This window comes from Planomonospora sp. ID91781, from assembly GCF_015711595.1.
Classification (GTDB): domain Bacteria; phylum Actinomycetota; class Actinomycetes; order Streptosporangiales; family Streptosporangiaceae; genus Planomonospora; species Planomonospora parontospora.
In genome coordinates, this window is the sequence record NZ_JABTEY010000003.1 from 366,441 (window position 1) to 391,859 (window position 25,419).

The window sequence follows — 25,419 nt, forward strand, 5'->3', positions numbered from 1 at the left end:
CCATTTGCGGCGGTATGGAGACAGTCGAGATTTCTTCTCCGCACGGAGGCGGAGCACAGCCACGACACATGGGGGATCTTCCATGCACCGCACACCGCATCTGCTCCTGGCCACGGTCCTGGGCGCGGGGGCGCTCGCAGCCGGAGGCGCCCCGGCGGAGGCCTCGCCGGAACCGCCCGACCTCCCCGACCTGCCCGCCCCGACCGGCCCGACGGGCCGGGACCCCGCACCGGACGACACCGTCGACGGCCCTCCCGGCCCGACCGGCACCGCCGAGCAGAGGTCTCCCGATCCGACCGGCACGGCCTCCCCCGGAGCGGGCGGCGCCTCGGGCCGGGCCGACGTCAAGGACGCCGACGGCAGGTCCGTCGGCACCTTCAGCGTCGAGGAGGAGGCCGGCAGGTCCGTGGTCACGATCACCGTCAAGGGACTGCCGGACGGGTTCCACGGCTTCCACCTCCACGGCAAGGGCGTCTGCAGCGCCGAGTCGACCGATCCCGTCACCGGCGGCCCGTTCTCCAGCGCGGGCACGCACCTCAGCCTGGAGGAGGCCTCCCACCCCGACCACACCGGCGACATGCCCGACCTCCTGGTCGGCCGGGACGGCACCGGCGCCGCATCCTTCGTCACCGACCGCTTCCAGGTGCGGCAGCTCTTCGACGGCGACGGCACCGCCGTCATCATCCACGCCCAGCCGGACAACCAGGCCAACATCCCCGACCGCTACAGCCACCCGGAGGCCACGGCGAGTCCCGGTGCCGACGCCGGCGCCATGACGAAGGGCCCCGACGCCGTGACCCGGAGGGGCGGCGACTCCGGCCAGCACATCGCCTGCGGCGTGCTCACCGAGCGCTGACCCCGAGCACCGGCCCTGAGCACCGGCCCCGAGCGCCGACCGCTCTCATCGCCCCGGGCGCACCGGGCCAGGCGTCACCGCTTCAGGCACGCCCGGCCCGGCGTCACCGCTTCAGGCACGCCCGGCCCGGCGTCACCGCTTCAGGTACGCCCGGCCCGGCGTCACCGCTTCAGGTACGCCCGGCCCGGCGTCAGCGCGCGGCCGTACAGCTCCGAGAGCGTCACGAACGTGTAGCCCCTGGCCGCGAGGTCCTCCAGCAGCGCGGGGACGGTCTCCACCGTCACGCGGTGGATGTCGTGCATCAGCACGATGGAGCCCGGCTCCGCACCGCCCGCGCGACGCAGTAGGGCCGCGCCGTCGCGCTCCAGCCAGTCCAGGGTGTCGACGTTCCACAGGATCTGGGCCAGCCCCTCGCGGCGGCTCGTCGAGGCGACCCTGCGGTCGGTGGCGCCGTACGGCGGGCGCATGAAGGCCATCCGCACCCCGGTGACCCGCCGCACCGCCTCCTGGGTGCGGCGCAGCTCCTCCTCGATGCCGTCCTCCGGCAGCCCGGTGAGATCGGCGTGGCTCCAGGAGTGGTTGCCCAGCTCGTGCCCCTCGGCCACCATGCGGCGCAGGTCCGCGCCGTCGCCGTCGGCCACCGTCCGCCCGATCACGAAGAAGGTCGCCCTGGCGCGGTGGGCGGCGAGGGTGTCGAGCAGCGGCCCGGTGTACTCGCCCGGCCCGTCGTCGAAGGTGAGCGCCACACACCTGGTCCTGGCGCAGTCCACCTTCCGGGCGGCGGGCGGGACGGGGAACCGGGCCGCCGGCCACTGCGGCTGGATCTCGGTGAGGTCCCTGGCGAGGGTTTCCGGATCCGGTGGAGGCGGGACCGGTGATCCGATCCCGAGCAGCAGGGCGATAGGCGCCGCCCACAGTCGCATGAGTCCCCCCGAAGCACCGCGGAGGTCAGCGGCGGTCCTCCGCCGCCTCCTCCCGCAAGATCTTGGCCAGGTCCTCCCACCAGAGTGGGACGTCGGTCTGCAGCTCGGCGTGTCGGCGTGCTATCCGAATGGCGCATCCAGTGGGATCTGTACCCAGATGGCGACACTTCACCGAGCCTTCCCGCCACCGGTAGAAACCATCACGGAAGCGCACCACCAGGCCGACCCAGACGGAGAGGGTGACCCCGTCCCCGAGCTCGCAGGCGCCGGTGATCCTCAGCCTCTCCAGCTCCGCCCGCAGGGCGGCCGCCGCCCCGTCCCGCCCGCTCACGCCGTCCCTCCGGCGGACGTCGGCGGCAGCGGACAGCAGCCGGGGAGCGAGTCGGGCACACCCATCCGGAACATCCGAAGTCGCATTCTGCAATCATGCGGCTTCGCACCGTCACCGTGAAGCCCTTCGGCGTTATTGGTCGGGCGTCTCGCGCGGCTCCGTCACGACCATCACGAAGCGGAGCGGGCCTTCGCCCTCGTTGGCGTACCTGTGCGGCCGGTCCGCGCTGAACACGACGGCCCCGTCGGTGCCGACGACGTGGCTGCGGCCGTACACGGTGAGGGTGAGCTCGCCCTCGAGCACCGTCAGCATCTCCCGGGTCCCCGGCGGGTGGGCGTCGCCGTCGTGGTGGTCGCCGGGGGCCAGCCGCCAGTCCCACAGCTCCAGGATGGCGGGCGCGTCGGTGCCGACCAGCAGGCGGGCCGCGCTCGCCCGGCCGTGCGCGAAGGTGACCACGTCGGCCGGGTGCACGACGCGGACCACGGGCGTGTCGGAGACCTCGACCATCCGCGCGACCGTCACCCCGAGCGCGTCGGCGATCCGGGTCAGCGTGTTGATGCTGGGGTTGGTCCTGCCCTGCTCGACCTGGACCAGCATGCCCCGGCTGACCCCCGACCGCGCGGCGAGCTCGTCGAGCGTCATCTGCCGGTGCGCCCGCTGGGCGCGCACGTTGTTGGCGATGGCGGCGGTGATCGTCTCCGGGTCCATGAGTGCAGTGTAGTGAACTTCACGTACATTCCACTGATCTCAGTGTGCTGTACTAACAGTGCAATCCAATGGACTGAGGTGAATGATGACAGCGGTGGTCCTGGCGACGGCCTGCGCCCTGGTGTACGGCACGGCGGACTTCTTCGGCGGGCTCGCCACCCGGCGCTCGCAGGTGCTCGCGGTGGTCGTGCTCTCCCAGCTGGCAGGACTGGCCCTGGTCGCGGCGCTGCTGCCGTTCCTGCCGGGCACGCCCAGCGCCGCGGCCCTCGCCTGGGGCATGGCGGCCGGGGTGGCCGGCGCCGCCGCGCTGGTGCTGTTCTACCGCGCCCTGGCCACCGGCGTGATGTCCGTGGTCGCGCCGGTCACCGCGGCGACCTCGGCGACGCTCCCGGTGCTGTACGGCCTGGCGACCGGCGAGCGCCCCCAGCCGGTCGCGCTGGGCGGCATCGCGCTGGCCCTGGTGGCGGTGGTCCTGGTCAGCCGGGACTCCTCCTCCGCCTCGGCGGGCCGCGCCTACGGCCCGGTCCTGGCCGCGCTGGGCTCCGGCGCGGGCTTCGGCTGCTTCTTCATCCTGCTCGCCCGCAGCCCCGGGGACGGCGGCATGTGGCCGCTGTTCGGCGCCCGGCTGGCCTCGGTGGCGCTGATCGCCCTGCTGGCCGTGGCCACCCGCCGCAGCCTGCGCCCCGGGAACGGCGGCGCGCTGCGGATCATCGTGGTGGCCGGGGCGCTGGACATGGCGGCCAACGTCCTGTTCGTGCTGGCCGAGCAGCGCGGCATGATCGCCCTCGTCGGCGTGCTGGCCTCGCTGTACCCGGCGAGCACGCTGGTACTGGCCCGCTACGTGCTCGGCGAACGGCTCAACGGGGTTCAGCTGACGGGGATCGGGGCCACGCTCGCCGCGGTCGCGCTGATCGCCGCGGGCTGATCTCCGGCCGCCCCGGCCGGGGCCCTCCGACCGCTCGGAGGACGCGGGAACGCGACCGCTCCGGGGACGCGGGATGACCGGACCGGCCCCGCCGATCGCCGCGGGACGACCCCCCGTCGTCCCGCCCGGCCCGGGGACCACCGGCTAGGCGGCCTGGCGCTGCTCCGGAAGCCGGAGCGCGCCCTCCTCGTGGGCGTAGTCGGCCAGCATGGTGCGGAGCTGGCGGCGGCCGCGGTGCAGCCGGGACATGACCGTGCCGATGGGGGTGCCCATCCGCTCCGCGATCTCCTTGTAGGCGAAGCCCTCGACGTCGGCGAGGTAGACGGCCACCCGGAAGTCCTCCGGCAGGGCGCGCAGGGCGTTCATCACCGCGTTGTCGGGAAGCTGCTCCAGGGCCTCGGTCTCGGCCGACTTGAGGCCGGTGGAGGTGTGGGACTCGGCGGCGGCCAGCTGCCAGTCCTCGATCTCCTCGGTGGCCGAGAGCTTCGGCGAGCGCTGCTTCTTGCGGTAGTCGTTGATGAAGTTGTTGGTGAGGATCCGGTGCAGCCACGCCTTGAGGTTGGTGCCCTCGCGGAACTGGTGGTAGGAGGTGAACGCCTTGGTGACGGTCTCCTGCACCAGGTCCTCGGCGTCGGCCGAGTTGCGGGTCAGACGCATGGCGGATGCGTAGAGCTGCCCGGTCACCGGCACGACGTCGCGTTCGAACCAGTCCTGCCGCTGCTCGTCGGTTATCGAGATCATGTCATCCCCCTCGTGTTCTTCCCCCCATGACCGCCTGCCCCGGATGCGGCACAGTCTTCTCGACGGTCCGGCTCATGGTCCCATCGGCGTCGTAAGAGGGCCGTTAAGGATTCCGCACGGTCGAAAGGTCGATGGGTGCCCGTGCCGTGGGCGGACGCGACACGCCCTACAGTCGGACAAGTATCGTTATCGTAACATCCTTCACTCGACTTGACAGAGAATGTGTCTGGTATCACATAACGCCTGGTAGGACTACCTTTGGGGGCATGCGATACGTGGACCGACACGACCCCGAGACCCGCTCCTGGGTGGCCGAGGCCATCCGCCTCGTCGAGGCCGACGCCAACCGTAGCTGCGACACTCATCTCCACGTCTTTCCGCTGCCCGCGCACTGGGGAGTAAACCTCTACCTGAAAGACGAGTCCGTCCACCCCACCGGTTCACTCAAGCACCGCCTGGCCCGCTCGTTGTTCCTGTACGGCCTGGCCGGCGGCTGGATCGGCCCCTCCACCACGGTCGTGGAGGCCTCCAGCGGGTCGACCGCGGTGAGCGAGGCCTACTTCGCCCGCCTGCTCGGCCTGCCGTTCATCGCGGTGATGCCCGCCTCCACCTCGCCCGAGAAGATCGCCCTGATCGAGTTCCACGGCGGCAAGTGCCACCTGGTGGACGATCCCGGGACGATCTACTCCGAGTCCCGGCGGCTGGCCGCCGAGACGGGCGGCCACTTCATGGACCAGTTCACCTACGCCGAGCGGGCCACCGACTGGCGCGGCAACAACAACATCGCCGAGAGCATCTTCAACCAGATGGCGATGGAGCCCCACCCCGAGCCCGCCTGGATCGTGGTCGGCGCCGGGACCGGCGGCACCTCCTCCACGATCGGCCGCTACATCCGCTACCGCCGCCACGCCACCCGGCTGGCCGTGGTGGACCCCGAGGGCTCGGCCTTCTACCCCTCCTGGTGCTCCGGCGACCCCGAGGTCACCGCCCCCGGCTCCATCATCGAGGGCATCGGCCGCCCCCGGGTCGAGCCGTCCTTCATGCCCGCCGTGATCGACCGCATGATCCAGGTCCCCGACGCCCGGTCCGTCGCCGCCATGCGCTGGGTCCGCGAGGTCACCGGCCGGGACGTGGGCGGCTCCACCGGGACCAACGTGGCGGCGGCCGTACAGCTCATCCGGGAGATGCGCGAGGCGGGCGAGCGGGGCAGCGTGGTGACGCTGATCTGCGACGGCGGCGAGCGCTACCGCGGCACCTACGCCGACGACGCCTGGCTGGCCGGCCGCGGCCTGGACATCGCCCCGCACCTGGACGAGTTCCGCGCCTTCCTCTCCGGGTCCTGAAGGCCGGGTCCTGAAGGTCCGGGAAGGGGCCTCCCGGCGGGAGGCCCCGAGAGGCCGCCTCCCCGGCGGGACCGCCGCGGAGGTCGTCCCGCCCGGGCCGGGACGACCTGCCTGCCATAGGGTGAACACCACATGGACGGATCTTGAAGCGGCCGAGAGAAGGGGTGCGCGACATGTCACATGATCGTCCCGGACGGACCGGGAACGCCGACGTCGATCGGCTGCTCGACGATTTCGGCGCGGTCTCCCGGCACTACGAGAAGATCTACGAGGAGCTCGCCGACCTGCGGGGACGCGGCGAGGCCGCCGACGGCCTGGTGCGGGTCGAGGTCGCCCCGGGCGGCGCGCTGCTCGGGGTGGACATCGACCCGCGGGCCATGCGGCTGGGCTCCGCGGCGCTGGCCGAGGCCATCATGGAGGCCTCCACCACCGCCACCGAGCGGGCCACGGCCCGGATGACCGAGGTGCTCGAGCCCGTCATCGGCCGGGCGAACGGGTTCAGCGAGTCGCTCCAGGGCAGGCTGCCGCGCATGGACGTCGACTCCTCGATCACGTCCGACCCGCGCGTCTCCGAGGCGCTGCGCAGCCTGCAGGAGTTGCGCGACAGGTACGGGAGCTGACGCCCGGGCGGCCGGCGGGGCACGCGGTGCCCCGCCGGCCGCCGGTCAGATGCGGCTCCAGCCCTCACTGCCGGACTGCTGCACGCTGCGGCGCCGGATGTCGTCGAAGTCCGTCCTGCCGTCGGTGCCGTCGCTGTCCAGGTTGGCCTGCGGCAGCGGGAACTGGTTGTCCGCGCTCATCAGCGCCGACAGGTTGCCGAGGCTGAAGATGAGCGCCGCGGTCGCGCCGACGACCGCGTTGACCGCCGTGCCCATGAGGATGAGGCCGGAGGAGTCCTTCGTGGCCTCGGCCATGCTCTGGATCGCCTTCCCCTTCACCACCAGCGCGGCACCGGCGGGGGTGGGGTTCGCCGCCCCCACGGCCTGCATGCGGCTCCCGATCAGCTGCATGATCTCCGAGGTGATGATGACGCCCAGCAGGGCGTTGATGACCGTCCCGGCGTTGTCGACGATCTTGTGGATCTCCGACTGGGCGTTCTGCACGGAGGTGGCCATCTGCGCGGCGGCGTTCTCCGTCTGGATGACCTCGTGGAAGACCACCGCCATGAAGCGGTCGAACGCCCTGCGGTCGGCCCCCTCGGGCCAGGCGTCCTGGACCGCCTTGAGCTTGGTGTCCCACTCCCGCATCCGCAGGTGCATCAGCTTGAGGTTGACCGTGCGCCAGTCGTTCCACACCTTGGTGATCTGCTCGTCGCCCCACGGCTGGGCGAGCAGCCAGACGGCTCCCGCACCCGCCGCCGGCTTGGCGAGCTTGCCCGCCAGCTGGATCTTGGCCATGGTCGACGCCCAGGCCGGCCCGTAGGTGCCCAGCGCCTTCATTCCGGCGATGACCGCCGTCTGGCCGATCAGGCCGGTGAGCGGCTCTTCTCCCGCCATGGATCCCTCCCCCGTCCGTGTTCTCCGCCTGCCGTCCGCAGCCGCGCTAGTCCGTCAGTCCCTGGTCCTTCTTGCGGGCCTCCGCCAGGTCCGCCTGGTCCTGGCGGAGCTTCGCCTGGAGATCGGCCACCTTCTGGACCTTGTTCTCCACGTCGGCGGCGGCCTGCAGGGCGGCGAGCTCGGCCGCCCGGTAGTGGGCCACCACGCTGAGCAGGCCCGCGTGGACGCCGTTGAGGCACGCGACGAAGTCCTTCAGCTGCCGGGCCTGGTACTCGCGGGCGGGGGTGTAGTTGCCGGCGACCGTGGCCGCGCCGATGGCGCCCCACTGGTAGGCGCTCAGGTGGGTCCCGTCGGCCAGCGTGCTGGCGTCCTCCGCGAGGGGCAGCAGCGTGGCGATCAGCTCGTCCGTCGCGCTCCTCAGCTTCTCCGCGTCGACCTCGACCATCGGTGCCGGCCTCCCGTCCTCGTCGCGACTTGCATGAACGGGAAGTAAATCAAGAACGGACGGGAGAAGGCCATCCTTATGTGATCTTTCATACGGAAAAGCCCGGCACCCGAACGGTGCCGGGCTCGTCCGCGGGACGCGGTCAGCCGGCCTTGGCCGGGTCGACCTCGAAGATCTTCGCCAGGTCGTCGAGGACGACGTGGGCGCCCTGGAGGCCGACGGCCGCCATCCAGGTGGTGTCGTCGACCACGTGCTGCTCGCCCTTGAGCTTGCCCCAGAGCGGGTTGGTCTGGAACTTCTTCTGGATCGCCTGGACCTCCGGGTCCGGGTAGGAGACGACGAAGATGTGGTCGGCATCGAGCTGCGGGATGTTCTCCTCGCTGATCGGCACCATGATCGTCTCAGTGGTGGTCGGCTGGCCCTCGGGGCGCGGGAAGCCGACGTCCTTCAGCACCAGGCCGGAGTAGGAGTTCTCCACGTACAGGCGGACGGTCGGCTCACCGGCGAACCGGGCGACGGAGACGGTGGGCATCTCCCCCTCCTTGGCCTTGATGGCCTCGCCGATCTTGGCCGCGCGGTCCTCGTAGGCCTTGATCCGCTCGTCGGCGAGGGCCTCCTTGCCCAGGGCCCGGCCCATCAGCCGGAGGTTGTCCTTCCAGATGGCGCCGGTGGTCTCGCTGAACACCGTCGGCGCGATCTGCGTGAGCTTGTCGTACAGCGCCTCGTGGCGGATCTTCGCCGAGACGATCAGATCGGGCTTGAGCGCGATGATCTGCTCCAGGCTCGGCGCCTCCAGGGTGCCGACCGGCTTGATGTTCTGCGCCTGGTCCATGACCGGGGCCAGGTAGTCGGGGAGCTTCTCGTCGATGCCCCGGTAGACGGTGTAGCCGACGACCTCGGTGTCCAGCGTCAGCACCGCGTCGACGAAGCTCTGGTCGAGCGCGACGACCCGCTTGGGCTGCGCCGGGATCTCGGTCTCGCCCATGGCGTGCTTCACCGTCCGCGGGTAGGACGCGCCGTCGGCCGCGGGCGCCGAGGGCGCCGCGGTGGTCGTGCCGCCCGCCGCACCGGAGGTGTCCGATCCGCAGGCCGCTAGTCCGAGAGCCAGTACGGCTCCCGCCACACTCACGGTCAGCGTACGTAGCGCTCTCATCTGGAGATCCTCTCAGGCAGGTAAGGCTAACCTCATTTAGCTTAGCCATGCCTAAACTGGCATACTCGGAGCGGTTCCGGCAAACGACCGGTGGACGAGAGGGGTGCGGGTGAGCACAGCGGTAGCCGCGGCGCGGCCGCCGTCCCCCGGTCGCGCACGGACGCTCCAGGCCCGCCGGGGACGGCTCCTGCTCGTCCTGGCCGGGCTGTCCGCCGCCCTCGCCGCGGCGGTCGTGCTGAGCATCGCGATCGGCGCCAAGTCCGTCCCGCTCTCCGGCGTCTGGCACGGGCTCACCGGGCCGACCGGCACCGAGAGCGACATCATCGTCCGCTCGCTGCGGGTGCCCAGGACGGCGCTGGGCATCCTGGCCGGGGTCGCGCTCGGCGTCGCGGGCGCGCTCATGCAGGGCCACACCCGCAATCCCCTGGCCGACCCCGGGCTGCTCGGCGTCACCCAGGGGGCCGCGTTCGCGATGGTGCTGAGCATCATGGTCCTGGGCGTCACCAGCCTCTACTCCTACGTCTGGTTCGGCATGGCGGGCGCCCTGGTCGCCAGCGTGGGCGTCTTCGCGCTCGGCATGGCCGGCGGTCGCGGCGGGCCCACCCCGGTCACCCTGGCCCTGGCCGGCACCGCGGTCAGCGCCTTCCTCTACGGCCTCACCTCGGCCCTCGTGCTCGCCGACGACCAGGCCATGGACGTCTTCCGGTTCTGGCAGACGGGCTCCATCGCCGCGCGCGGCGCCGAGACCGCCTGGCAGGTGCTGCCGTTCATCGCGGCCGGCCTGGTCCTGGCGCTCGTGAACGCCCCCGGCCTCAACGCGCTCTCCCTGGGCGAGGACGTCGCCCGCGCCCTCGGCCAGAACGTCGCGCTGACCCGCGCGGTCGGCGTCGCCGCGGTCACCCTGCTCACCGGCGGCGCGGTCGCGGCCTGCGGCTCGCTCGCCTTCGTCGGCCTGATGGTCCCGCACCTGGTCCGGCCCCTGTCCGGCCCGGACCACCGCTGGCTCCTGCCGTACTCCGGGCTGGCCGGCGCGACCGCCCTCCTCCTGGCCGACGTGGTCGGCCGGGTCGTCGCCCGCCCCGGCGAGCTGGAGGTCGGCGTCGTGCTCGCGCTGACCGGCGCGCCGTTCTTCGTCGCCCTGGTCCGCCGCAGGAAGCCGGTGCGCCTGTGACCCTCCTCCCCGGCGGCGGCACCGGCGCCCTTCCCGAAGACCCTCCCGGCGGCCTCCGCGGCGGCCTCGCCGAAGACCCTCCCGGCGGCCCTCCCCGCGGCGCCGAGGCGTCCTCCGCCCGCCTGCGGCTCCCGCGCGAGCGGCCGGTCCGCCTCGGTCCCGCCTCGTGGCTGCTCCGCCTGCGCTCGGCGGCCGTCTGCCTGGTCCTGCTGGCCGCCGCGCTGCTGCTGATGGGGCTCGGCATGCGCATCGGCGACCTGCCGATGACGGTGCCCGAGGTGTTCCAGGCGATCGCCGGAGACGGGCCGGCCCACTTCGTGGTGATGGAGCTCCGGCTCCCCCGCGCGCTCACCGGCGCGCTGGTCGGCACGGCGTTCGCGCTGTCCGGCGCGATCACCCAGGCCGTCGCCCGCAACCCGCTGGCCAGTCCCGACATCCTCGGCGTCACCACCGGCGCCAGCGTGGCCGTGGTCGCGGCCATCGTGGCCGCGGGGAGCACCGCCGGCGGGCCCAGCGGCGCCCTGGTCACGTTCGGCATCCCGGCGCTGGCCCTGGCGGGCGGCCTGGCCGGTGCGCTGGCCGTCTACCTGCTGGCCTGGCGGGGCGGGCTGGACGGCTACCGCCTGGTCCTGGTCGGCATCGGCGTCACCGCCGTGTTCGGCAACGTCAAGTACTGGCTGCTGACCGTCGGCGACGTCAACGACAGCAGCCGCGCCATGGTCTGGATCAGCGGCTCGCTGCACGGCCGGGGCTGGGAGCACGTCCATCCGGTCGCGCTCGCGCTGGCCGTGCTCGTCCCGCTGACGCTGCTGGGCACCCGCTCGCTCGGCGCGCTGCGCTTCGGCGACGACACGGTGACCGGGCTGGGCGTGCGGATGAACCTCGCGCGCGGTCTGATGATCCTCGCCGCGGTGCTGCTCGCCGCGGTCGCCACGGCCTCCGCCGGGCCCGTCGCCTTCGTCGCGCTGGCCGCCCCGCAGATCGCGCTCCGCCTGGCCGGTACGGCCCAGCCCCCGCTGGTGGTCTCCGCGCTGACCGGCGCCGTCCTCACCACCGCCGCCGACCTGGCCGCGCGGACCGCGTTCAGCCCCGTCGAGCTGCCGGTGGGCGTGGTCACCGCCGTCCTCGGCGCCCCCTATCTGATCTACCTTCTCGTCCGCGTGCGCAGAGAGGCCCGTTCATGAGACTTCAAGCCGTCGACGTCAGGCTGGGGTACGGCGACCGCGTCATCGTCGACGGACTCGACCTGGGCATCGAGACCGGCACGGTGACCACGATCATCGGCCCCAACGGGTGCGGCAAGTCCACGCTGCTCCGGGCGCTGGGGCGGCTGCTCAAGCCCTCCGGCGGCGAGGTGCTGCTGGACGGCAAGCGCATCGACCGCATGCCCACCAAGGAGGTCGCCAAGGTCCTCGGCGTGCTCCCGCAGGCGCCGACGGCCCCCGAGGGGCTGACCGTGGCCGACCTGGTGGCCCGGGGGCGGCACCCGCACCAGACCTGGTACCGGCAGTGGTCGTCCGACGACGAGTCCGCGGTGAGCGAGGCGCTGTCCATGACGGGCCTGCTCGACCTGGGCGAGCGCCCGCTGGACGAGCTCTCCGGCGGCCAGCGCCAGCGCGCCTGGATCTCCATGGCCCTCGCGCAGGGCACCGACCTGCTCCTGCTCGACGAGCCGACGACCTTCCTGGACCTGGCGCACCAGATCGAGGTGCTGGAACTCGTCCGCAGGCTCCACGGCGAGCTGGGCCGTACCGTCGTGATGGTCCTGCACGACCTCAACCTGGCCGCCCGCTACGCCGACCGGCTGGTCGCCATGCGCGGCGGCAGGGTCATCGCCGCGGGCGCCCCGGCGGAGGTGCTCACCGAGTCGCTGCTCTCGGAGGTCTTCGACCTCGACGCCAAGGTCATCGAGGATCCGGTCGCGGGCACCCCGCTGGTCATCCCCATCGGAGTGCGCCAGCCCGCGGCCCGGAGCTGATCCCGGGGAAAGGGGAAGGGCCGCCCCCGGGTTCCGGGAGGCGGCCCTGTCGTCCGTACGGGATCAGTCGCCCAGCAGCGCGTCCACGAAGACCTCGGGGTCGAACGGGGCCAGGTCGTCGGGGCCCTCGCCGAGGCCGACGAGCTTGACCGGGACGCCCAGCTCGCGCTGGACCGAGATGACGATGCCGCCCTTGGCGGTGCCGTCGAGCTTGGTCAGGGCGATGCCGGTGATGTTGACGACCTCGGCGAACACCTGGGCCTGGCGCATGCCGTTCTGACCGGTGGTGGCGTCGAGGACCAGCAGCACCTCGTCCACCGTGGCCTTCTTCTCGATGACGCGCTTGACCTTGCCGAGCTCGTCCATCAGGCCGGTCTTGGTGTGCAGGCGGCCGGCCGTGTCCACGATCACGACGTCGACCTTCTCCTCCATGCCCTTGGCCACGGCGTCGAAGGCGACGGAGGCGGGGTCGCCCCCCTCGGGGCCGCGCACCACCTCGGCCCCGACCCGGTCGCCCCAGGTCTGGAGCTGGTCGGCGGCGGCGGCGCGGAAGGTGTCGGCCGCGCCGAGCACCACCCGGTTGCCGTCGCCGATCAGGGACCGGGCCAGCTTGCCGGTGGTGGTGGTCTTGCCCGTGCCGTTGACGCCCACCACGAGGACGACGGCCGGGCGCTCGCCGTGCTTGGCGACCCGCAGGGTGCGGTCGGTGTCGGCGCCGATCTGGGTGAGCAGCTGCTCCTTCAGCAGGCCGCGGACCTCGGTCGGCGTCCGGCTGCCCAGCACCTTCACCCGGGTGCGCAGCTCCTCGACCATCGCCTGGGTCGGTGCGACGCCCACGTCGGCGGTGATCAGGGTCTCCTCGATCTCGTCCCAGACGTCGTCGTCGAGGCGGTCGCGGGAGAGCAGCTCCAGCAGGCCCTTGCCGAGGGTGCTCTGGGAGCGGGCCAGCCGGGCGCGGAGGCGCACCATCCGGCCGGCGGACGGCGGCGGGACCTCGATCGGCGGGGCGACCGGGACCTCGACCGGCCGGGCCGGGGGCGGGACGGTGGTCGTCGCCTCGTCCTCGATGACGGCGCCCTTGGACGGCGCCTGCCTCTCCTCCTCGGGGATCGGCGGCGCCTCCGGCGGTCTCACCGGCGGCGGGGCCGCCTTCCGCCCCTGTCGGAACAGCAGGAACATGCCGCCCGCCGTCAGCACGACGACGGCGGCGATGATCAGGATCAGGCCGAGATAGCTCTCCACAACCGCCTAGTTTCCCAGACGCCCGGTGATAGTCCGACCTTTCGAGGTTCGGGACGTTCCGTGTCCTTTCGGCACCGCGTCCTTCCGGCACCGCCCGCCCCGGCCCGGATCCCGCGCGGCACCGCGCCTTTCGGCACCACCCCCCGGCCCGGATCCCGCCGGGCGCCGGGGTCAGGAGTCGGCCTTCAGCCGCTGGCTGATGACCTGGGTGACGCCGTCGCCCCGCATCGACACGCCGTACAGCGCGTCGGCGATCTCCATGGTCCGCTTCTGGTGGGTGATGACGATGAGCTGGGAGGTCTCCCGCAGCTCCTCGAAGAGGGTCAGCAACCGCTGGGTGTTGGTGTCGTCCAGGGCCGCCTCGACCTCGTCCATCACGTAGAACGGCGAGGGCCGCGCCTTGAAGATGGCCACCAGGAACGCCACCGCGGTCAGCGAGCGCTCGCCGCCCGACAGCAGCGACAGGCGCTTGACCTTCTTGCCCGGCGGCCGCGCCTCGACCTCGACCCCCGTGGTCAGCATGTCCTCGGGGTCGGTGAGCAGCAGCCGGCCCTCCCCGCCGGGGAAGACCCTGCCGAAGATCGTCTGGAACTCCCTGGCCACGTCGGCGTAGGCGGCCGAGAAGACCTGCTCGACCCGCTCGTCGACCTCCTTGACCACCAGCAGCAGGTCCCGGCGGGTCTTCTTGAGGTCCTCCAGCTGCGAGGTGAGGAACGCGTGCCGCTCCTCCAGCGCCGCGAACTCCTCCAGCGCCAGCGGGTTCACCTTGCCCAGCTGCGCCATCTGCCGTTCGGCCGCCCTGGCCCGCTTCTCCTGCTCCTGCCGGTCGTACGGCGCCGGCTCGCCGTCGGCCGACGGGACCGGCTCGCCGGGGCCGTACTCGGCGATGAGGACGTCCGGCTCGACGCCGTACTCCTCCACCGCGCGGGTCTGCAGCTGCTCCAGGCGCAGCCGCTGCTCGGTCCTGGCCATCTCGCTGCCGTGCACCCGGTTGACCAGCTTGTCGAGCTCCGCGGAGAGCTCCCGGACCCGGGCGCGGACGGACCTGAGCGAGGCGTCGATCCGGCCGCGGGCCTGCTCGGCCTCGTCGCGCTGGACGGCGGCCGCGGCGATCGAGGTCTCCAGCGCGCGCAGGGCCGACTCCGCGCCCCGCACGACCGCCGCGGCCGCCTCCGCCTGCCGGCGCCGGCGCTCCCGGAGCTCGGCCGCCCTGGCGCGCTCCTCGCGCTCCCGCGCTGCCGCCCGCACCAGCCCTTCGGCCCGGCCCGCGATGCCCTTGACCCGCTCCTCGGCCGTCCGTACGGCCAGGCGGGCCTCCATCTCGGCCTGCCGGGCCTCCGCGCAGAGCTCGGCGAGCTCGTCGCGGACCGCCGTGGACGGCTCGTCCTCCACCTCCGCGGCGTCCGCGGCGGCGACCAGCCGCTCCTCCAGCTCCGCCAGCTCGGCCATGCCCCGCCCGCGCGCCTCCTCGGCGGCCCGCACGCCCTCGGCCAGCCGCAGGCACTCGTCGCGGGCGGCCTGCGCCGCCGCATCGAGCTGGGCGAGCCGCCGGGCCGCCGCCGCGGCCCGCTGGTCGGCGTCGCGCTGCCTGCTCCGGACCTGGTCCAGCGCGGCCTGCGCCGCGTTGACCCCGGCCTGGGCGGTCTGCACGCCCGTCTGGGCCTCCGCCGCCCGGGCGCGCGCGGCGTCCACGGCGAGCCGCGCCTCCTCCTCGGCCCGCGCCGCCTCCTCCATGACCGCCGCGGCCCGCTCGGCCGCCACCCGGGCCCCGGCCAGGTCGGCCGCGGCCTCGTCCAGCGCGGCCCGCACCGCCAGGGCCGACGAGCCCGGCTCGGAACCGCCCCGGGCCGCGTAGGCGCCCAGCAGGTCGCCGGAACGGGTGACGGCCCGCAGTCCGGGGCGCTGCTCGACCGCCTTCCCGGCCGTCTGCAGGTCGTCGACGACGAGCACGTCCGCCAGCAGCGCGGCGGCGGCCGCCCGCAGCTCCTCCGGGGCGTCCACCAGGTCGGCGGCCCACTCCGCGCCCGCCACCGGCACCGGACCGGCCGGCGGGCAGGGCCCCTCGGCGGCGATGACCAGGGACGCCTGCCCCTGACCGGTGGCCCGCAGGAGCTCCATGGCGTCCACCGCGGACTGGAGCGACCCCACCGCGACGGCCTCGGCCGCGGCGCCGAGCACCGCGGCCACGGCCGCCTCCGCACCCGGGCGGACGGTCAGCAGCGTGGCGACCGGGCCGAGCACCCCGGTGCCGGGTTCACCGGCGGCGGCCAGCAGCGCCGCACCGCCGTCCGTGCCCTTGGCCAGGCTCAGCTCCAGCGCCTCGGACCTCGCCTCCAGCGCGGCGACCTGGCGCTGCGCCTCCTGGTCGGCGGTGCGCGCGGCCGCCAGGGCGGCTCCGGCCGCGCTCAGCGCCGCGTTCGGCCCCCCGACGGCCGCCCGGGCCTCATCGGCCGCGGCCTTGGCCGCCTCGACCGCCAGTCCGGCCGATTCCACGGCCTCCAGGGCGATCTCCAGCTCCTCGGCCAGCGCGGGGTCGGCCGCCGGATCGGCCTGCTCCTGGCCGTCGCGCTCGGCCCGGGCCAGCTCTGCCCGGTGCTCGGCCTCGGTCAGCGAGCGGGTCAGCCGGCCGATCTCCTCGGCGGCCGCCTCAGTACGGCTGCGCGCCGCGCCGACCTGCCCCCGGAGCCGGGCCAGTCCCTCGCGCCGGTCGGCCGCGGCGCGCGCCTCGGCGGCCAGTCTCCGCTCCTCCGCGGCGAGCGCGCCCTCGGCCTCGGCCCGCCGGGCCACCTCCCGGGCCAGCGCCTCCTGCTCCTGCTCCAGCAGCTCGGCCAGGACCCGTTCCTGCTCGCGGACCTCCTCCGCCTCGCGCTCGAGGTCCTCCGGATCACGCCCGCGCCGTTCCACACCCGTGTCGGCGGCGTGCCGGTGCCGCTCGGCGGCCAGCCCGGCCAGGCCCCGCAGCCGGTCGCGGATCGAGGAGAGCCGGAAGTAGGTCTCCTGCGCGGCGGCCAGGCGCGGCTGGGCCTCGGCCTCGGCGGCCTCCAGCTCGGTCTCGTCGCGCTGGCCCTGCTCCAGCTCCGCCTCCACGGCTCTGCGGCGCGCCAGGACCGCGGCCTCGTCTGCGGCCTCACGCTCCAGCGCGGTCCGCAGGGTGAGCACGTCGTCGGCGAGCAGGCGCAGCCGCGCGTCCCGGAGGTCGGCCTGGATCACGGCGGCCCTGCGGGCGATCTCCGCCTGGCGGCCCAGCGGCTTGAGCTGGCGGCGCAGCTCGGTGGTGAGGTCCTGGACGCGGGTCATGTTGGCCTGCATCGCGTCCAGCTTGCGCAGCGCCTTCTCCTTGCGCTTGCGGTGCTTCAGGACGCCGGCGGCCTCCTCGATGAACGCCCTGCGGTCCTCGGGACCGGCGTGCAGGACCTGGTCGAGCTGACCCTGGCCGACGATGACGTGCATCTCGCGGCCGATCCCGGAGTCCGACAGCAGCTCCTGGATGTCGAGGAGACGGCAGGTGTCGCCGTTGATGGCGTACTCGCTCTGGCCGCCCCGGAACATCAGGCGGCTGATGGTGACCTCGGTGTAGTCGATCGGCAGGGCGCCGTCGGTGTTGTCGATGGTGAGCGTGACCTCGGCGCGGCCCAGCGGGGCCCGCGAGGAGGTCCCGGCGAAGATGACGTCCTCCATCTTGCCGCCGCGCAGGGACTTGGCGCTGTGCTCGCCCATGACCCAGGCCAGGGCGTCGACCACGTTGGACTTGCCCGAGCCGTTGGGGCCGACGACGGCGGTGATGCCCGGCTCGAAGCGGAGCGTGGTCGCCGAGGCGAAGGACTTGAAGCCGCGCAGGGTGAGAGTCTTCAGATACATGGAAACCCCCTCGTCCCTGGTCTGCGCGGATCATCGGCCGGAGGTCCCGGTGCGGAGGCCGGGTCGGCGCCCCGGCGTCCCCGGGACCTCGCGGGGCCACGGCACCGGCACCCGATCCGGGCCGGCGGCGGGCCCTTAGCGGGGAAGACTACCGTTCTTCGCCCGCGCCCGCCCATGCACGGCTTATGGTGCCCTGCATGGACGTGGAGCGCGGCGAGCGGGGAGCGCCACTACCCCCCCAGAACAGGGAAAATCCGCTTAGAAGACGAAGTTTTATGATCACCGGAGGCTTGGCACTGCTCGGCCTCGGCGCCACCGCCGTGATGGCCGGGCCGGACGGCGTCCGGAAGGCCTACGGGCAGATCAGGTGCGGCAGGATGCCCGACCCCCCCGAGGTGCCGCCGGGCACGCTGCAGCGCAGCACGATGGACGACCGCAGGGTGGTGATCGGCATCCCTCCGGCCACCCGGGGCAGGATCCCGGTGGTGGTCATGCTGCACGGGGCCGCGGGCGACGCGCTGACCCCGTTCGAGCTCTACGCGGTGGACCGCTATCTGGCCGCGGGGGGCGCGCGCTTCGCGGTGGCCTCGATCGACGACTGGCCCTCGGCGGACATCGAGGGGCGGCTCCTGCCCTACCTGCGCGACTGCGGACTGGACACCGACCGGATCGGGCTGATGGGCTGGTCGGCCGGGGGCGCCGGAGCGCTCCGCCTCGCCGCCGAGCTGGGCGAGAAGAAGGTGGCCGTGGTCGTGGCGGTCGCACCGGCCATCACGACGGCGCAGGCGCCGCTGCGCGAGCTGGTGGACATCCCCGTCTGGCTGGGCTGCGGCGACCGCGACGGCTGGGCCAGGCAGACCGAGACGATGCTGAAAGGCCTGAGGGCACTGGGCGCGACGGCCGAGGGCGGGATCTCCGGCGGATGCCACAACGCGGCCTACCGCCGCCGGGTCCTGCCCGAGCAGCTGGCCTTCGTCTCACGCCACATCCACCTCCGAGAAGGCGGATGATGGAGGGAAATGACAAGGGACGCCCCGTTGAGGCGTCCCTGGACAGGTGTTGCTCCGCGCCGGCCTCGGGAACCCGTCCCTGAACCCCGCACATCCGCGCCGGATCCGACTCGGATCCGCCGCCCCGACGGGCGAAGGTTCAGGAGAAGGGCCCTAGGTGAGAGCCGGCTCGCGATCCTGCAGGCGGGGGAACGCCTCTTCGCGGTTGCCTGCCGCGAGTTCGTCGTTCTGGGCCTGGAGCCGGGTGAGCTCTGCCTCGAGGTCGCGGATGCGCTGCTGAAGGCGACGCATTTCCGAGACCATCCGAGGGTCAGGACCGCCGACGTGGCCGAGTAGAGCCTTCGCCATGGTTAAGGGTCCTCCACGCTGAGTGACCAGACTGGTTCGCGCACTTCTTGCCGCGGGAGGGGTGCGCGTGGTTCCTATCAAGAGTCGCACCGGTGAGGGAGACGGTCAAGTTGAACACTCCGCATGGATGCACCTGTGGACACTCTCGACAGCTAAATATACCCCATTAAGGCGTTTCAAGGGAAGTGTCAGCGCTCCACGAAACCGGATAGATTTCCTCTCGCCTCGCTCCAGCGCTCCACGACCGTGTCCACCCGGCCGGGGGTCCCGCCGCCCCGGAGCAGCTCCAGCAGTTCGCCGGCCGCCTTCTCCGGCCCTTCGGCCACGACCTCCACCCGGCCGTCGTCGGTGTTCCTCGCCCAGCCGGCCAGGCCGAGCTCCAGTGCCCGCGCCCGCGTCCACCAGCGGAAACCCACGCCCTGCACCCTGCCTCTGACCCATGCGGTCAGCCGTACCTCCGTCATGCCCCCATCTTCCGGGACCGCCGCGGGGGAGGCTGGCAGCGGGGGCAGCTGTAGGAGGAGCGGTTCATGAACGACTCCCGGACGATCGGGGCGCCGCACCTCCGGCAGGGCAGGCCGCGCCTGCCGTACACGGCGAGTGACCGCTCGAAGTAGCCGCTCTCGCCATTGACATTCACGTAGAGACTGTCGAAAGATGTGCCGCCCTCCGCCAGGGCCTCGCTCATCACCTCGCGGGCGGCCGCCAGCAGTTCCGCGATCTTCGGCCGGGTCAGTGTGTCCGCGGGCCGCGTGCCGTGCAGCCGGGCCCTCCAGAGCGCCTCGTCGGCGTAGATGTTCCCGACCCCGCTGATCAGCGACTGGTCCAGCAGCGCCCGCTTGACCTCGGTCCGCCTGCGCCGCAGGTCGATGGTGAACAGCTCGTCGTCGAACTCGGCTTCGAAGGGGTCCGCCGCGATGTGCGCGATGGGCTCCGGCACCCACCGCGGCAGCCGGAGGGTCATCGGGGCGACCAGCACGTGCCCGAAGGTGCGCTGGTCGACGAAGCGGAGCTCGGGGCCGCCGTCGGCGAATCCCAGCCGGATGCGCAGGTGGCGCTCGGGGGCCGCGTCCGGCTCGACCACCAGCAGCTGGCCGCTCATCCCGAGGTGCGCCAGGATCGCGTCGGAGCCGTCCAGCGGGAGCCAGAGGTACTTGCCCCGGCGCTCGGCCGAGCCGATCGTGCGGCCCGCCAGCCGGGCGGCGAACTCCTCCGCGCCCGGGACGTGGCGCCGGACCGCCCGCGGGTGGAGCACCTCGGCCCGGGCGACGGTCCGCCCGGCGACCCAGCGCTCCAGGCCCCGCCGGACGACCTCGACCTCGGGCAACTCGGGCATGCGCGTCCCTTCCCGCCGACCGGTCTCAGCTCGCCTCGCGCGCGTCCCGGTCGGTCCTGATGCGGTTCCATGCGGCCTCGGCGGCCTGCTGCTCGGCCTCCTTCTTCGAGCGCCCGGCGCCCGAGCCGTACTCCTCGCCGCCCAGGCGGACGACCGCGCTGAAGGACTTGGCGTGGTCCGGGCCGCTCTCCGCGACGTGGTACTCGGGCACGCCGAGCGACTCCGAGGCCGTCAGCTCCTGCAGGGAGGTCTTCCAGTCGAGCCCCGCGCCCAGCGAGGCCGAGTGGGCGATGAGGGGGTCGAAGAGCAGGTGGACGACCCGGAACGACTCGTCCAGGCCCTTGTCCACGTAGACCGAGCCGATCAGCGCCTCGAGGGTGTCGGCGAGGATCGAGGACTTGTCGCGCCCCCCGGTGCCCTCCTCGCCGCGGCCGAGCCGCAGGAACCGGCCCAGGCCCAGGCCGCGCGCCACGTCGGCGAGGGCGCGCATGTTGACCACGGCGGCCCGCAGCTTGGCCAGCTGGCCCTCGGGCAGGTCGGGGTGGTTGCGGTAGAGGGTGTCGGTGACGACGAGACCCAGCACCGAGTCGCCGAGGAACTCCAGGCGCTCGTTGGTGGGCAGGCCGCCGTTCTCGTAGGCGTAGGAGCGGTGGGTCAGCGCCCGCTCCAGGATCGCCGCGTCCAGCCGCACGGACAGGATCTCTTCCAGCTCGTCCCGCACGGCCTCCACGGCCACCGGCTTCACGCTTGCTGCCACGTCTTCTTCTCCTCGCACGACGGTCGATCGGATGCGCGATGGCGAAGAGGCGAGACGAGAGATCGTCCGGATACTCCGAAGACGTGGTGGGCGCCGGGAGGGTACGCGTGACCGCGGACCCCGGCGTCCACCACGGCCGCGGGTGGACCGCCATCGCACTGGCGGGCGGACGGTGACGCCGACCGGGAGCGAAGCGCTCCCGGCCGGCGTCCGTCGGTCAGAATGCGATCAGGCGGAGGGCTCGATCACCTGACGGCGGTTGTAGGTGCCGCAGGTCGGGCACACCATGTGCGGACGCTTCGGCGAGCGGCACTGGGGGCAGCTCACGAGCGAAACCGCGGCGGCCTTCCACTGCGACCGGCGGGAGCGAGTGTTGCTCCGCGACATTTTGCGCTTGGGGACAGCCACGTCAGCTCTCCTGATCGTTGTTATGTTCCGGAACCAGACCTTGCAACTTCGCCCAGCGGGCGTCGATCACCTCGTGCCCGTGGCCAGGCTCGGCATCAGCCAGCCTGACCCCGCACTCCGCGCAGAGCCCGGCGCAGTCCTCACTGCACAGCGGGCTCAACGGCAGTGTGAGCACCACCGCGTCGCGGAACACCGGTTCGAGGTCGAGCAGGTCACCGTCGAGGAGAAGGTCGTCCTCGGCTGCATCCTCAGCCGAGTAGAAGTACAGCTCCTGGAACGACACCTCGTTCTCCGAGGTGACCGGCTCCAGGCACCGTGCGCACTCCCCCCGCAGCGGGGACCGCGCCGTGCCCGTGACGAGCACGCCCTCCATGACCGACTCAAGCCGGATGTCCAGCTCGACATCGGCGTCCTTGGGGACGCCGATCATGTCGACGCCGGTCTCCGCCGGTGCCGGAAGAGTCAGGTGCAGCTGCTTCATGGCCCCCGGACGCCGCCCCAGTTCGTGGGTGGAGACCACCCAGGGGGCGCGAGGATCAAGGTGCAGAGTCATTCCGCTCTCATCAGGCATGGCGAATCACCGCCGTCGTGCAAGGCCGAAATAAGAGAATACCAGGGGTCGGAGTCTGCTTCGCGAGCCCTCTCCCCCCGCACTCCGCGGCGCGGGCCGGCACCGGGCCGCCCGGCCCCCGTCAGCCCCTGAGCCGCTCGACCAGCAGGTCCTGGACGAGATCGGGGACCAGCCCGGCCACGCTCCCGCCGTACCGGACGATCTCCTTGATCCGGCTGGACGACAGGAAGGACACCTCGGGACCGGTCGCCATGAACAGCGTCTCGACCCCGGACATCCGGTAGTTCAGCTGGGCCTGCTGCAGCTCGTAGTCGAAGTCGCTGACCGCGCGCAGTCCCTTGACGATCGCCGGGATCTCCTGCTGCCTGCAGTAGTCCACCAGCAGGCCGTGGAACTTGTCCACGCGCACGTTGCCGTACTCCTTCGTCACGGCCTGGAGCATCTCGATGCGCTCCTCGACCGTGAACAGGCTCTTCTTCTCGATGTTGATCAGGACTGCGACGACGACCTCGTCGTACTGCCGGGAGGCCCGGCCGATGATGTCCAGATGACCGTTGGTGACGGGGTCGAACGACCCCGGACAGACGACGCGACGCAAGGCGAACCCCCAGGTTTACGGATTCCCGGCGGCGCGACCGTACCAAACGGACGCTTCGCCGTAACGACGGACCCTCTCCTCTTCGTATCCGGCCGGCCAGACCAGGTCCTTCCCCCGGCTCTCCCGTTCCACCGCGACCAGCGCGTCCGGAGCGAGCCACCCGCCGTCGCGCAGGCGCTCCAGCACCGCGTCGACCTCCTCGGCCGTCACCGCGTAGGGCGGGTCGGCGAAGACGAGGTCGTACGGCTCGGCGGCGCCCCGGGCGAGCACCCGCTCCACCCGGTCGGCGGCGAGTTCGGCGCCCGGCAGCCCGAGGGAGGCGATGTTCTCCCTGATCGTCCTGACCGCCCTGGCGTCGGACTCGACCAGCAGCGCGTGGTCCGCCCCGCGCGACAGCGCCTCCAGCCCGATCGCGCCGGACCCGGCGTACAGGTCCAGCACCCGGGTGCCGTCCAGCGGGCCGAGCAGCGAGCCCACCGTGGAGAAGATCCCCTCCCTGGCCCGGTCGCTCGTCGGCCGGGTCCGGTTCCCCGGCGGCACGGCCAGCCTTCTTCCCCCTGCGACACCCGCGATGACTCGACTCACCCGTCCATTGTCCCGTGTCGCAGCCGAACACATAACCGCAGGTCAGAGGGTTTTCGCCGGTCGATCCCGGTCAAGAGTGGGCAAGGGACGGCGACGAAAGCGCAAGGGTCGTTCCCTCGGGTCCCGCCGCCCTGCAAGATGAGTCCTGCGGCCTTCGAGTGACCCAGGGGAAGGCCGGCCGGCGTGATCGTGAGCCCTTCCGCACGCCGGTACTCTCGGCACCTGACCCGAGAGATGGGCCCAGGCGGGGACGGCATTCGGGGGGAGGCCGTCCCCGCAACTGGGCGTTCACCCGGCGATCGGGTTCCGGCACCGGCGACCACCGCACGGGAGCGGCCCTCCAGGTCGGCGACTACCGCACAGGGGTCGGGGCGCCACCTAGGTGATCACCGCACGGGGAGCACGTCCGCCGACCGCCGCACCGGGCACCCCCGTCACGCCTTCTCGAGGTACTCCGCCCGCTCGTCGGCGAGCAGCCGGTCGATCTCCGCCCGCAGGACCGGGTGCCCGGCCAGGTCCGGATCGGCCGCCAGCATCGCCTCCGCCTCGTCCCGGGCGGCCTGGATGACGTCCTCGTCCCGGAGCAGCCGGAGCATCTTCAGCGACGACCTGCGGCCCGACTGGGCCACGCCCAGCACGTCGCCCTCCCTGCGCTGCTCCAGGTCCACCCGGGACAGCTCGAAGCCGTCCAGGGTCGAGGCGACCGCGTCGAGCCGCTCGCGCGCGGGGGTGCCCTGCGGCGCCTCGCTCACCAGGAGGCACAGGCCCGGCAGGCCGCCCCGGCCGACACGGCCGCGGAGCTGGTGGAGCTGGGAGACGCCGAAGCGGTCGGCATCCATGATCACCATGACCGACGAGTTCGGCACGTCCACGCCGACCTCGATGACCGTGGTCGCCACCAGGACGTCGACCTCGCCGCGGGCGAAGGCCCGCATCACGGCGTCCTTCTCCTCCGGCGGCAGCTTGCCGTGGAGCACGGCGGTGCGCAGTCCCTTCAGCGGCCCGTCGGCGAGGGTCGCCGCCACGTCCAGCACCGCCAGCGGCGGCCGGCGCTCGTCGTCCGCCTTGGCCAGGTCTCCCTCGTCGCCCTCCAGGTCGCCGATGCGCGGGCACACGACGTAGGCCTGCCGACCGAGCTCGATCTCCTCACGCACCCGGACCCAGGCGCGGTCCAGGTAGTGCGGCTTCTCCGCGACGGGGACCACGTGCGTGGTGATCGGGGCGCGGCCGGAGGGCAGCTGCGAGAGCGTGGAGACGGTCAGGTCGCCGAAGACGGTCATGGCGACCGTGCGCGGGATCGGGGTGGCGGTCATGACCAGGACGTGCGGGCGCCCGCCCCCCGCCTTCTCGCGCAGCGCGTCGCGCTGCTCCACGCCGAAGCGGTGCTGCTCGTCGACCACGACCAGCCCCAGGTCGGCGAACTGGACCCGCTCCTGGAGCACGGCGTGGGTGCCGACCACGATCCCGGCCGTCCCGGAGGCCGCGTCGAGCATCGCCGCCCGGCGGGCCGCGGCCCCGAGCGAGCCGGTCAGCAGGGCGACCGCGGTGCCGCCGAACATGCCGCCGGCGGCCAGGTCGCCGAGCATGGCGGTGATCGACCGGTGGTGCTGCTGGGCGAGCACCTCGGTGGGGGCGAGCAACACCGCCTGGCCGCCGGCGTCGACCACCTGGAGCATGGCCCGCAGCGCCACCACGGTCTTGCCCGCGCCGACCTCGCCCTGGAGCAGCCGGTGCATCGGGTGGTCGAGGGCCAGGTCGGCGGCGATCTCCTCGCCCACGCTCAGCTGCCCCTCCGTGAGCCGGAACGGCAGCCGCCCGTCGAAGTCGGCCAGCAACCCGTCGCCGCGCCGGGGCCGGGGCGTCGCCGACCAGGCCGCGGCGGCCATCTTCCGCTGCAGCAGCACGGCCTGGAGCAGGAACGCCTCGTCGAACCTGAGCCGCTTGCGCGCCCGGCTCACGTCGGCGTGGTCGCGCGGCCGGTGGATCGCCAGCAGCGCCTCGGTCAGGCCGGGCAGCCCGTGCCGGGCGCGCAGATCCTCCGGGAGGGGGTCCTCGAGGGAGCCCATGGTGTCGAGGACCACGCCCAGGGCCCGCCGCAGCGCCCAGGGCGTCACGTCCTTGCCCGCCGGGTAGATCGGCACCAGCGCCGCGGCGAACTCCCCCGCGTCGCGCTCGGCCTCGTCGATCATCTCGAACTCGGGGTGGGAGAGCTGCCACTTGCGCCGCTCGCCCTGGCCGAACGCGCCGACCTTCCCGGCGAACATGCCCCGGGCGCCCGGGCGCAGCCGCGTCTCGGCGATGTGCGAGGCCTTCCCGAAGAACGACAGGTAGATCTTGCTCCGGCGGCCGTCGACGACCTCGACCTCCAGCCAGGTGCCGCCCTTGTTGCGCATCGGCTTGCGCATGACCCTGGTGACCTCGCCCACCACCGTGACGTGCTCGTCGACCCGCAGGTCGTCGAGGTCGGTCAGCTCGCCCCGCTGGGCGTAGCGCCGCGGGTAGTGCCGGAGCAGGTCGCCGACGGTCCGCAGGTCCAGGACGCTCTCCAGCAGCTTGGCCGTGCGGGGGTCCAGCACCTTGCCCGTCGGCTCGTCGAAGCTCGTCACGCCAGCTTTCTACCGCCTCCGGGCGACAGA

The 25,419-nt window shown here is 72.9% G+C and carries 26 protein-coding genes; 8 read left to right on the forward strand and 18 right to left on the reverse strand.

Annotated elements, in window-relative coordinates:
* Nucleotides 1-82: 82 nt before the first annotated feature.
* Nucleotides 83-856: a superoxide dismutase family protein gene (locus HS048_RS31940; protein ID WP_196469750.1), complete on the forward strand. Its 774-nt coding sequence runs from the start codon at nt 83-85 to the stop codon at nt 854-856.
* A 161-nt stretch (nt 857-1,017) separates the two neighbouring features.
* Here HS048_RS31940 and HS048_RS31945 read toward each other — a convergent pair whose 3' ends face one another.
* The 3 genes from HS048_RS31945 to HS048_RS31955 all read right to left on the reverse strand — a co-directional run bounded on the left by HS048_RS31945 (nt 1,018) and on the right by HS048_RS31955 (nt 2,818).
* Nucleotides 1,018-1,779, reverse strand: a complete 762-nt coding sequence (locus HS048_RS31945; RefSeq protein WP_084008383.1) for a polysaccharide deacetylase family protein — start codon at nt 1,777-1,779, stop codon at nt 1,018-1,020.
* Between the two features lie 25 nt (nt 1,780-1,804).
* Nucleotides 1,805-2,110 (reverse strand): hypothetical protein, encoded by a 306-nt coding sequence (locus HS048_RS31950; RefSeq protein ID WP_196469751.1) that lies wholly within the window; start codon nt 2,108-2,110, stop codon nt 1,805-1,807.
* A 132-nt stretch (nt 2,111-2,242) separates the two neighbouring features.
* Nucleotides 2,243-2,818 carry a helix-turn-helix domain-containing protein gene (locus HS048_RS31955; RefSeq protein WP_068897555.1) on the reverse strand — a complete coding sequence of 192 codons (576 nt, stop codon included), beginning with the start codon at nt 2,816-2,818 and terminating at the stop codon, nt 2,243-2,245.
* Nucleotides 2,819-2,900: 82 nt separating this feature from the next.
* On the opposite strand from HS048_RS31955, the gene HS048_RS31960 reads away from it, so the two are divergent.
* A complete protein-coding gene (locus HS048_RS31960; protein ID WP_230882403.1) occupies nt 2,901-3,743 on the forward strand; it encodes a DMT family transporter in 843 nt (280 codons plus the stop codon).
* Between the two features lie 144 nt (nt 3,744-3,887).
* Here HS048_RS31960 and HS048_RS31965 read toward each other — a convergent pair whose 3' ends face one another.
* Complete coding sequence (locus tag HS048_RS31965; RefSeq protein ID WP_068897556.1) at nt 3,888-4,484, reverse strand: sigma-70 family RNA polymerase sigma factor; 597 nt, start codon at nt 4,482-4,484, stop codon at nt 3,888-3,890.
* A 266-nt stretch (nt 4,485-4,750) separates the two neighbouring features.
* Here HS048_RS31965 and HS048_RS31970 point away from each other — a divergent pair, with 266 nt between their 5' ends.
* Nucleotides 4,751-5,827 (forward strand): PLP-dependent cysteine synthase family protein, encoded by a 1,077-nt coding sequence (locus tag HS048_RS31970; protein ID WP_068897557.1) that lies wholly within the window; start codon nt 4,751-4,753, stop codon nt 5,825-5,827.
* 173 nt (nt 5,828-6,000) lie between these two features.
* Complete coding sequence (locus HS048_RS31975) at nt 6,001-6,447, forward strand: YbaB/EbfC family nucleoid-associated protein (RefSeq protein ID WP_068897558.1); 447 nt, start codon at nt 6,001-6,003, stop codon at nt 6,445-6,447.
* A gap of 45 nt (nt 6,448-6,492) precedes the next feature.
* Here HS048_RS31975 and HS048_RS31980 read toward each other — a convergent pair whose 3' ends face one another.
* From HS048_RS31980 to HS048_RS31990, 3 genes are all read right to left on the reverse strand, one after another.
* Nucleotides 6,493-7,323 carry a hypothetical protein gene (locus tag HS048_RS31980; protein ID WP_068897559.1) on the reverse strand — a complete coding sequence of 277 codons (831 nt, stop codon included), beginning with the start codon at nt 7,321-7,323 and terminating at the stop codon, nt 6,493-6,495.
* A gap of 46 nt (nt 7,324-7,369) precedes the next feature.
* Complete coding sequence (locus HS048_RS31985) at nt 7,370-7,768, reverse strand: hypothetical protein (protein ID WP_068897560.1); 399 nt, start codon at nt 7,766-7,768, stop codon at nt 7,370-7,372.
* Nucleotides 7,769-7,910: 142 nt separating this feature from the next.
* Nucleotides 7,911-8,921 (reverse strand): ABC transporter substrate-binding protein, encoded by a 1,011-nt coding sequence (locus HS048_RS31990; RefSeq protein WP_196469752.1) that lies wholly within the window; start codon nt 8,919-8,921, stop codon nt 7,911-7,913.
* A 109-nt stretch (nt 8,922-9,030) separates the two neighbouring features.
* Here HS048_RS31990 and HS048_RS31995 point away from each other — a divergent pair, with 109 nt between their 5' ends.
* The 3 genes from HS048_RS31995 to HS048_RS32005 are packed head-to-tail and all read left to right on the forward strand — an operon-like array spanning nt 9,031 to nt 12,070.
* Nucleotides 9,031-10,092 (forward strand): iron ABC transporter permease, encoded by a 1,062-nt coding sequence (locus HS048_RS31995; RefSeq protein WP_068897800.1) that lies wholly within the window; start codon nt 9,031-9,033, stop codon nt 10,090-10,092.
* Nucleotides 10,089-11,276, forward strand: coding sequence for an iron chelate uptake ABC transporter family permease subunit (locus HS048_RS32000; protein ID WP_307832723.1), 1,188 nt, complete (start codon nt 10,089-10,091; stop codon nt 11,274-11,276). Before HS048_RS31995 ends, HS048_RS32000 begins: the two co-directional genes overlap by 4 nt.
* Nucleotides 11,273-12,070, forward strand: a complete 798-nt coding sequence (locus HS048_RS32005; RefSeq protein ID WP_068897562.1) for an ABC transporter ATP-binding protein — start codon at nt 11,273-11,275, stop codon at nt 12,068-12,070. The genes HS048_RS32000 and HS048_RS32005 overlap by 4 nt, the downstream gene beginning before the upstream one ends.
* Nucleotides 12,071-12,133: 63 nt before the next feature.
* On the opposite strand, the gene ftsY is transcribed toward HS048_RS32005, so the two are convergent.
* Both ftsY and smc read right to left on the reverse strand, forming a co-directional pair.
* The gene (gene ftsY / locus HS048_RS32010; RefSeq protein ID WP_068897563.1) at nt 12,134-13,312 is read right to left on the reverse strand and encodes a signal recognition particle-docking protein FtsY; all 1,179 of its coding nucleotides are present in this window, start codon (nt 13,310-13,312) and stop codon (nt 12,134-12,136) included.
* A gap of 171 nt (nt 13,313-13,483) precedes the next feature.
* Entirely contained in the window at nt 13,484-17,170 is a 3,687-nt protein-coding gene (gene smc, locus HS048_RS32015) for a chromosome segregation protein SMC (RefSeq protein WP_196469753.1), read from the reverse strand.
* A 290-nt stretch (nt 17,171-17,460) separates the two neighbouring features.
* On the opposite strand from smc, the gene HS048_RS32020 reads away from it, so the two are divergent.
* Nucleotides 17,461-18,180 (forward strand): hypothetical protein, encoded by a 720-nt coding sequence (locus HS048_RS32020; RefSeq protein WP_153054275.1) that lies wholly within the window; start codon nt 17,461-17,463, stop codon nt 18,178-18,180.
* Nucleotides 18,181-18,333: 153 nt separating this feature from the next.
* On the opposite strand, the gene HS048_RS32025 is transcribed toward HS048_RS32020, so the two are convergent.
* The 9 genes from HS048_RS32025 to recG form a co-directional block, all read right to left on the reverse strand.
* Complete coding sequence (locus HS048_RS32025; RefSeq protein ID WP_068897566.1) at nt 18,334-18,528, reverse strand: hypothetical protein; 195 nt, start codon at nt 18,526-18,528, stop codon at nt 18,334-18,336.
* A 188-nt stretch (nt 18,529-18,716) separates the two neighbouring features.
* Nucleotides 18,717-18,992, reverse strand: a complete 276-nt coding sequence (locus tag HS048_RS32030; RefSeq protein ID WP_068897567.1) for an acylphosphatase — start codon at nt 18,990-18,992, stop codon at nt 18,717-18,719.
* A complete protein-coding gene (gene mutM / locus HS048_RS32035) occupies nt 18,989-19,864 on the reverse strand; it encodes a bifunctional DNA-formamidopyrimidine glycosylase/DNA-(apurinic or apyrimidinic site) lyase (RefSeq protein WP_196469754.1) in 876 nt (291 codons plus the stop codon). The genes HS048_RS32030 and mutM overlap by 4 nt, the downstream gene beginning before the upstream one ends.
* Before the next feature lie 25 nt (nt 19,865-19,889).
* Nucleotides 19,890-20,594 (reverse strand): ribonuclease III, encoded by a 705-nt coding sequence (gene rnc, locus HS048_RS32040; RefSeq protein ID WP_229798570.1) that lies wholly within the window; start codon nt 20,592-20,594, stop codon nt 19,890-19,892.
* 255 nt (nt 20,595-20,849) lie between these two features.
* Complete coding sequence (rpmF, locus tag HS048_RS32045; RefSeq protein WP_084008384.1) at nt 20,850-21,029, reverse strand: 50S ribosomal protein L32; 180 nt, start codon at nt 21,027-21,029, stop codon at nt 20,850-20,852.
* Between the two features lies 1 nt (nt 21,030).
* Nucleotides 21,031-21,582: a DUF177 domain-containing protein gene (locus HS048_RS32050; protein ID WP_084008385.1), complete on the reverse strand. Its 552-nt coding sequence runs from the start codon at nt 21,580-21,582 to the stop codon at nt 21,031-21,033.
* Nucleotides 21,583-21,721: 139 nt separating this feature from the next.
* The gene (coaD, locus tag HS048_RS32055) at nt 21,722-22,198 is read right to left on the reverse strand and encodes a pantetheine-phosphate adenylyltransferase (protein ID WP_068897571.1); all 477 of its coding nucleotides are present in this window, start codon (nt 22,196-22,198) and stop codon (nt 21,722-21,724) included.
* Between the two features lie 15 nt (nt 22,199-22,213).
* Nucleotides 22,214-22,783: a 16S rRNA (guanine(966)-N(2))-methyltransferase RsmD gene (rsmD, locus tag HS048_RS32060; RefSeq protein ID WP_068897572.1), complete on the reverse strand. Its 570-nt coding sequence runs from the start codon at nt 22,781-22,783 to the stop codon at nt 22,214-22,216.
* A gap of 434 nt (nt 22,784-23,217) precedes the next feature.
* Complete coding sequence (gene recG, locus HS048_RS32065) at nt 23,218-25,389, reverse strand: ATP-dependent DNA helicase RecG (protein ID WP_196469755.1); 2,172 nt, start codon at nt 25,387-25,389, stop codon at nt 23,218-23,220.
* Between the last annotated feature and the right edge of the window lie 30 nt (nt 25,390-25,419).

Coding starts and splice junctions, on each gene's coding strand:
- HS048_RS31940 (WP_196469750.1), top strand. CDS start 83: ATGCACCGCACACCGCATCTGCTCCTGGCCACGGTCCTGGGCGCGGGG.
- HS048_RS31945 (WP_084008383.1), bottom strand. CDS start 1,779: ATGCGACTGTGGGCGGCGCCTATCGCCCTGCTGCTCGGGATCGGATCA.
- HS048_RS31955 (WP_068897555.1), bottom strand. CDS start 2,818: ATGGACCCGGAGACGATCACCGCCGCCATCGCCAACAACGTGCGCGCC.
- HS048_RS31960 (WP_230882403.1), top strand. CDS start 2,901: ATGATGACAGCGGTGGTCCTGGCGACGGCCTGCGCCCTGGTGTACGGC.
- HS048_RS31965 (WP_068897556.1), bottom strand. CDS start 4,484: ATGATCTCGATAACCGACGAGCAGCGGCAGGACTGGTTCGAACGCGAC.
- HS048_RS31970 (WP_068897557.1), top strand. CDS start 4,751: ATGCGATACGTGGACCGACACGACCCCGAGACCCGCTCCTGGGTGGCC.
- HS048_RS31975 (WP_068897558.1), top strand. CDS start 6,001: ATGTCACATGATCGTCCCGGACGGACCGGGAACGCCGACGTCGATCGG.
- HS048_RS31980 (WP_068897559.1), bottom strand. CDS start 7,323: ATGGCGGGAGAAGAGCCGCTCACCGGCCTGATCGGCCAGACGGCGGTC.
- HS048_RS31985 (WP_068897560.1), bottom strand. CDS start 7,768: ATGGTCGAGGTCGACGCGGAGAAGCTGAGGAGCGCGACGGACGAGCTG.
- HS048_RS31990 (WP_196469752.1), bottom strand. CDS start 8,921: ATGAGAGCGCTACGTACGCTGACCGTGAGTGTGGCGGGAGCCGTACTG.
- HS048_RS32005 (WP_068897562.1), top strand. CDS start 11,273: ATGAGACTTCAAGCCGTCGACGTCAGGCTGGGGTACGGCGACCGCGTC.
- smc (WP_196469753.1), bottom strand. CDS start 17,170: ATGTATCTGAAGACTCTCACCCTGCGCGGCTTCAAGTCCTTCGCCTCG.
- HS048_RS32025 (WP_068897566.1), bottom strand. CDS start 18,528: ATGGCGAAGGCTCTACTCGGCCACGTCGGCGGTCCTGACCCTCGGATG.
- HS048_RS32030 (WP_068897567.1), bottom strand. CDS start 18,992: ATGACGGAGGTACGGCTGACCGCATGGGTCAGAGGCAGGGTGCAGGGC.
- mutM (WP_196469754.1), bottom strand. CDS start 19,864: ATGCCCGAGTTGCCCGAGGTCGAGGTCGTCCGGCGGGGCCTGGAGCGC.
- HS048_RS32050 (WP_084008385.1), bottom strand. CDS start 21,582: ATGACTCTGCACCTTGATCCTCGCGCCCCCTGGGTGGTCTCCACCCAC.